Raw genomic sequence first — 6342 nt, forward strand, 5'->3', positions numbered from 1 at the left:
CGGTCACCCCGTCCCGAGCACGGCGGCCGCGTCGACGCGGTCCGGCAGAGGACCGACGCGGGCCAGCTTGAGGGCCGCCATGCGAGCGCCCGCGCGGGCACAGTCGGGGGGCGTCTGCCCACCGAGCCACGCGGCCAGGAAGCCGGACCAGAAGGCGTCGCCCGCGCCCGTCGCGTCGACGGCGTCGACCGGCTCGGCGTCGACCTCGGCGCGGCCGCCGTCCCACACGACGAGGGCACCGTCCGGCCCACGGGTCAGGCAGACGAGCGAGGCGCCGAGGTCCACGAGGCGGTCGGCCGCCGCGTCGTCGCTGGCGGCGTCCGCGCCCCACAGGCGGGCGAGGTCGTCGTGGCTGCACTTGACGAGCGGGCCGAGGGCCAGGATCTGGCGGGCGGCGTCCTGCTTCTCGAGCCTCCTGGCCTCCGAGCGGGGGGCGAAGTTGATGTCGATGGAGATCGTCACCCCGAGGCGGGCGGCCCGGCGGGCGGCATCTAACAGGGTCGCGCGGGCGGGCTCGCGGCTGAGCGCGAAGCCGGACGTGTGGAAGACGCCCGCTTGCCGCAGCAGGCGGTCCGGCAACTGGTCGGGCGTGAGGTAGCGGTCCGCGGTCCGGTAGACGGCGAAGTCGGGCGTCCCGGCAGACCGTGCCACCGTGACGACGCTCGTCGGGTCCTCGACGCGGGTCCCCATGCGGGCCGCGACGCCGGTGCGCTCGACCTCGCGCGTCACGAAGCGCCCCAGGCTGTCGTCGCCGACGGTCGCGACCAGGGTCACGGGGACGCCGAGGCGGGCGAGGTTGGTGGCCAGGTTGGCGGGGCTCCCGCCTGCGTGGCGCTCGAACTGCGCCGCCGCCCCCAGGTCGTCGACGGTCTCGGTGGTGATGAAGTCGACCAGCACCTCGCCCGCGACGACGACGCTCGGCGGGCCGTCGATCTCATGGGCCGAGTCGGAGGGGGGCTCGGGGGCCGTCCACTCCGAGAGGCCCGCGCCCTGGAGCGCCGCGCGGCCGAGCACGACGCCAGCGGCGCTCCAGGCCAGCGGCGTCGTGCCCAGCCGCTCGCCCTGCTCCGCGTCGAGGTACTCGGGGAAGACCCCGGCGTTGGCGGCCTCGGTGCGCGCGAGGAGCGCCTCGGCGTCGGAGGTGCGGTCGGCGTGGGCGAGGGCGGCGACCCACCAGCCGTTGACCATCGGCCAGCACCCGCCGTTGTGGTAGTGCCCGGGGCGGTTCGAGAAGTGGTCGCGCGTGTTGCCGCGGAGCGTCGCCCACCCGTCGTCCCCCTCGCGGACGGTCGGGGCGAAGGCAGGGACGAGGCCCGGAGCGGTCTGCCCCGCCAGCGTGAGCCCGTGGTCGAGGAGCGCGTCGCGTCGGTCGGGCCAGAGGTCGGCGAGGACGGCGAGGGCGCTGCCGAGCGCGTCGAAGCGGCGCGCGTACCCCCCGGGCGTCAGCGCGGCGAAGGGGAACGGGGACGGGTCGGCCTGCGCCTGCTCGAACGCGGCGGGGTGGTAGGCGCCCGCGGCGTCTCCGTCGGCGCTCGGCCAGAACGTGGCTTCGATGAGGGCGTGGAGGTGGTGGGCTCGCTCGGTCACCGAGGCGGGCGATGGGGCGAACGGCGCCCACGCCCGGAGCGCCAGCAGCCGGAGCACCTGGTCGAAGAGCAGGTACCCATGGAGGTCGTACTCGTCGGCCCAGTCGCCCGACTGGGGGACGTAGACGAGACCGCGGCCGTTGAACTCCCAGGCGTCGAGCAGTCTGAGGACGCCGTCGACCCGCGTCGCGTGGTGTGCCGCCCAGGCGGTGTCGCCCGCGTGCCGGGCCCACACCGCCGCGCCGAGCACCGCCCACGGTCCGGCGTCGACGCGCCCGGCCAGCCCGCCGTAGCTGACCGCCTTCGTCCGCCCGTCGGCGCCGATGGCGACGTTGGACGGCACCTGCCCCTGAGGCCCGACGTGCGCGAAGAGTGTTTCTACGGTTCGGCGCAGCCCTTCCGCCAGGTCGTCGTCGCCAGAGGCGAGCCCGGCGAGGCCGCAGATGACGCCGTCGCGCGCCCAGACGCGCCGGTAGTTGGTGCGGTCGGTGGGCGACGCCAGGAAGCCCGCCTCGGTCAGCGAGTCGCGGAGGAGGTCGAGGGCTGTCACGGGTGAAGGGAAACGGTGAGGGGACAGGGGGCTCGCGAGGATGGCCGAGAGGCGAGGGGGAAGCCCTTCACCCGTCTCTCCGGACTCTCTCCAGCATCACCAGCCCCTGGGCGACGAGCAGGTTGGTGACCAGGAAGAACAGCGCCTCCTCGACGGGCAGGCCGAGGATCTCCCAGCCTGTCCGCGTCGCGTCGGTGATGTCCCAGATGCCGAGCCCGATGGCGATCCGGTCGGCGACCCAGAGGTAGAGCGTGATCGGGACGACGGCCCAGGCGACGAGGCGGCGGCGGGCCCAGATCAGGTGACCGCCCAGCCACCACATGCCCGCGAGCACGGGGAACGCCCAGGCGACGATCAGCCCGAGGTACAGCCAGTGCCCGGCCGCGACGAGGCAGGCGACGCCGAGGAGCGCCAGCACGCCGAACACGCTCGCCCCGATCGCCCGCACGCGCAGGTCCGCCTCGGGCTGCACGCGGACCGGCCAGCGCGCCTGCAGAAGACGCGTCCACAGACCCGTGATGACCGTCTGGATGACGAAGAAGGCGTACTCCTCGACCGGCACGTAGCCGACCGTCGCCATGACCGCCTCGGGCGGGTACGTCCAGATGGCGCGCGCGACGAGGTAGTTGTCCCACGGGGTCGTGTAGACGAACGCCACGCCGACGAGCACCCCGAGCGGCCACCACGGCTCGCGCGTCCGTCGTTGGAGGAGAGCCAGCGCGACGAGCACCGGCAACGTGAACGCGAGGTGGAACTGGAGGTAGGTCAGGGGTCCGGTGGCGAGGGAGGGCAGGTTCGACCGTCCCGCGGAATGGTTCCGCGCCCGCCGACCCGAAGCCGCCCATGGTGTCGGCTCCGGCCGCCCCGGGACCGAGGCGGGCGGGCGCATGGCGCTACCAGAAGAAGCCCACCAGAATCGCCGTCAGCGTCACCAGGATGGCCGACTGGATGCGGTAGTTCTTCCACCACGCGACGTTGGCCAACTCAGCGCTCTCGGCCTTGAAGAAGGCGGGCGTCCAGGTCGTGTCCGCCGTCTTGTCCTCTGGCGGCGCCTCGCCCTGCAGGCTCACGACCACCATCACGGCCATTGCGATCACCAGGAGGATGGGGGCGAGGTAGAGGAAGTTGATCTGGAACGTGTCGGTGATGCTCAGGATCAGGAACCCGACCGCGGCGAGGTGACCGGCAGCCATGCCTGCGATGGCGCCCGTCGCGTTGGCGCGCTTCCAGAAGACACCCAGGAAGAACAGGGCCAGGGCGGGCGGCGCCACGTACGCCAGGGTCGTCTGGAGGTAGCTCCACAGCGTGTCGAAGCCGACGATGACGGGGCTCCACGCGATGGCGAAGATCATGCACGCCGCCGTCACCATCCGCCCCACACGGACGAGCGCCTTCGGAGAGATGCTGGGGTTCTTTCGCTTGATGAAGTCCATCGAGACCAGCGTCGAGGCAGCGTTGAGCGTCGAGTCCACCGACGACATGATGGCGGCCAGCATGGCCGTCAGCACGAGCGCGCGGAAGCCGTCCGGGAGAAGGTCGAAGAGGAGCGTCGGGAAGACCTGGTCGGCGCGCTCCAGGTTGGGGTAGAGGACGCGGGCGAACGTGCCCGGCATCACCATCAGGAAGAGGACGGGCAGCTTCAGCAGGCCGCCGAAGAGCGCGCCCCAGCGCCCGTGGTCGAGGTTCTTGGCACCCAGCACGCGCTGGACCATGAACTGGTTGGTGGTCCAGAAATAGAAGCCCAGCAGGAACACGCCTGTGATGAGCCCCGGCCACGGCATCCCGTTCTCCACGTCGATGGGCTGGATCAGGTCGAGCCGGTCGGGCGGGGTCACGGCAGTCACGGCATCCCAGCCACCGACGGCGTTCCAGGCCATCACGGACACGGCGCCCGCGCCCAGCAAGAGCAGCGTGCCCTGGATGGCGTCCGTGTAGACGACCGCCTTCAGGCCGCCTGCGATGGTATAGGCCCCGGCCACCAGCGCCAGGATCGCCATCGTGATCCACATGGGGAAGTCCGGGTAGACGAGCTGGACCACCAGCGCACCCGCGAACAGTGCCGCGGCCGTGTCCACCACGACCGAGAGGAAGATGCTCATCGCAGAGAAGTACACCCTGCTGCGCCCGTCGAACCGCTTCTCCAGGAACTCCGGCATCGTGTAGATGCCCGTCTTGATGTAGAACGGCAGGAAGAACAGCACGAAGACGACGAGCACCATCGCCGCCATCCACTCGTAGTTGAACACGGCCAGCCCGATGCCGCCGTACGCCTCGCCTGCCATGCCGATCATCGACGACGACGACAGGTTGGACGCGAGCAGGCTGATGCCGATCAGGCCCCAACTCAGCGAGCGCCCCGCGAGGAAGTAGTCCTCTCCGTCTTCCGTCTTGCGCGAGAAGTAGAGCCCGATCCCGAAGATCACGAGGGCGTAGAGGACGACAGCCGAGATGTCGAGCGTAGTGAGGGCGAAGTCAGGCATGAGCGGGGATGGAGGACCCGTGAAGGTAACTGACGAGTGAAAGCGGTTCCACTGCCCTCCAGAACAGCTTAGCCAGGGGGGTAGCGGTCGTACCAGCCCGGCCCTTTCGGTCCGTAGTACCAGTCCACCTGGACGGTCCGTGCATCGTGGAGGTCGTCGGCGATCTGGAGGATCGCGTCGCGGAGCTCGACGGCGCCGACCCACCGTGCGGGCAGCGCGTCGACGCCGAGCGCGGCCCCGAGCAGGTTTCCGCAGATGGCGCCCGTCGAGTCGCTGTCGCCCGTGTGAGTCACGGCCATCCGCAGCGCCCGCTCCGGATTGCTCGGGTAGCGTCGCGCGCACAGTGCGGCGACGGCGAGCGCCTCCTCCGCCACCCAGCCAGGCCCGGCGTCCGGCGTCACGGTGCCGAGCGCGTGGACGGCGTCGACATCGGAGAGTGTGCCGGTCGCCAGGCTCTGAGCCCGGTCCAGGGCGTCGACGGTCTCCTCGCCCCCCTCTGCCTCGGCGGCCGACTGGCGAGCATGGGCCAACGCCGTCCCGAGGTCGGCTCCCTCGGCGAGGTGCCAGATGGCGACGGCAAACGCGCCCGACGCAATGATTCCAGTGGGGTGCCCGTGGGTCAGCTTCGCGATTTTGCACCCCAGGTCGAACGCGACTCCGGGGCGGTCGCTCAGCAGCCCGACGGGTGCCATTCGCATGACCCCGCCGCAGCCCTTGGAGGTGTTGGTCGGCTCCGGATCGTTCGGTCCCTTCTGGCTCCAGGCACGGAGGGCGCCCAGACACGTCATGCCCGGTGCGCGTCGTGCGTGGAGGGCCTCGATGGCGTAGAGCCAGCTGGTCCGCGCCGCGAGCTTGTCGGGGTCCTCCCCCTGAGTGCCCAGCCAGCGGAAATACGCGCGCAGCACGACGCCGGGGACGGACACGATGCCGCGGCTCGCCCCACGACGGTAGGCTCGGAGTGAGCCCTCGGCCGTCCACAGCGTCATCTGGGTGTCGTCTGTGATCGCCCCGAGGACGCCGTAGCCGCTGCCGAGGTGGTCTGGCCCGTCGGGGCCGTGGCGGGCGACGATCTCGTCGTGGCTCAGAAACTCGATGTCGGCTCCGAGGGCATCGCCGAGGGCTCCCCCGAGCAGACAGCCGCGGACGCGGGAGCGAAAGGACGGAGCGGGCATGGACGAGTCCGGGAAGGAGTCTCTGAACCTACAGTCGTCCTCGCGTTCGGCCTCGTTGCGATGGGGCATCAACGCAGCGGCGGCCGCCCCCCGGAGGGAGCGGCCGCCGCCGCTAGTTCTTGTCAGGATGCCGGCCGGTGCCCGGAGGCCCCGACCGGCGGTGTCCTTAGCGGACGACGACAGCCTGACGGGTGACGACCGAGCCGGCCGCCTCCAGGCGGACTACGTAGACGCCCGCCGCCAGCGAGCCGCTGTCCAGCGTCGCCTCGTGACGACCCGCGCTCAGCGGACCGTCCACCAGCGTCGCCACCGACCGGCCGCGCACGTCGTACACCGTCACGCGCGCTGTGCCGGCCTCCGGCAGCGCGAACGACACCCGCGCCGAGCCCGTCGACGGGTTCGGCGCGATCGCTGTCAGCTCGACCTCCGTGATCGCCGCCTCAGCCGAGGCCGAGGTGCCGATCCGCAGCACGAACCGGTCGGTCGCGTTCGCGCCGTCGGCAAAGTCGCTCGACGGGATCACGTCGGTGAACGCCTCCAGCGTCCGCGCGACG

General features: G+C 71.6%; 5 protein-coding genes. All 5 read right to left on the reverse strand.

The window, feature by feature from the left end:
• Positions 1 to 3 precede the first annotated feature (3 nt).
• Positions 4 to 2136, reverse strand: coding sequence for a PfkB family carbohydrate kinase (locus tag B1759_RS19290; protein WP_143537344.1), 2133 nt, complete (start codon positions 2134 to 2136; stop codon positions 4 to 6).
• Positions 2137 to 2203: 67 nt separating this feature from the next.
• Positions 2204 to 3025: a lycopene cyclase domain-containing protein gene (locus B1759_RS10875; protein WP_095515025.1), complete on the reverse strand. Its 822-nt coding sequence runs from the start codon at positions 3023 to 3025 to the stop codon at positions 2204 to 2206.
• Positions 3026 to 3029: 4 nt separating this feature from the next.
• The gene (locus B1759_RS10880) at positions 3030 to 4616 is read right to left on the reverse strand and encodes a sodium:solute symporter (protein WP_095515026.1); all 1587 of its coding nucleotides are present in this window, start codon (positions 4614 to 4616) and stop codon (positions 3030 to 3032) included.
• Positions 4617 to 4684: 68 nt separating this feature from the next.
• Positions 4685 to 5788: an ADP-ribosylglycohydrolase family protein gene (locus B1759_RS10885; protein ID WP_095515027.1), complete on the reverse strand. Its 1104-nt coding sequence runs from the start codon at positions 5786 to 5788 to the stop codon at positions 4685 to 4687.
• 166 nt (positions 5789 to 5954) lie between these two features.
• Positions 5955 to 6342 (reverse strand): T9SS type A sorting domain-containing protein (locus tag B1759_RS10890; protein WP_143537345.1); only part of this gene is annotated, 388 nt, incomplete at its 5' end.

Source organism: Rubrivirga sp. SAORIC476 (assembly GCF_002283555.1).
GTDB lineage: Bacteria > Bacteroidota > Rhodothermia > Rhodothermales > Rubricoccaceae > Rubrivirga.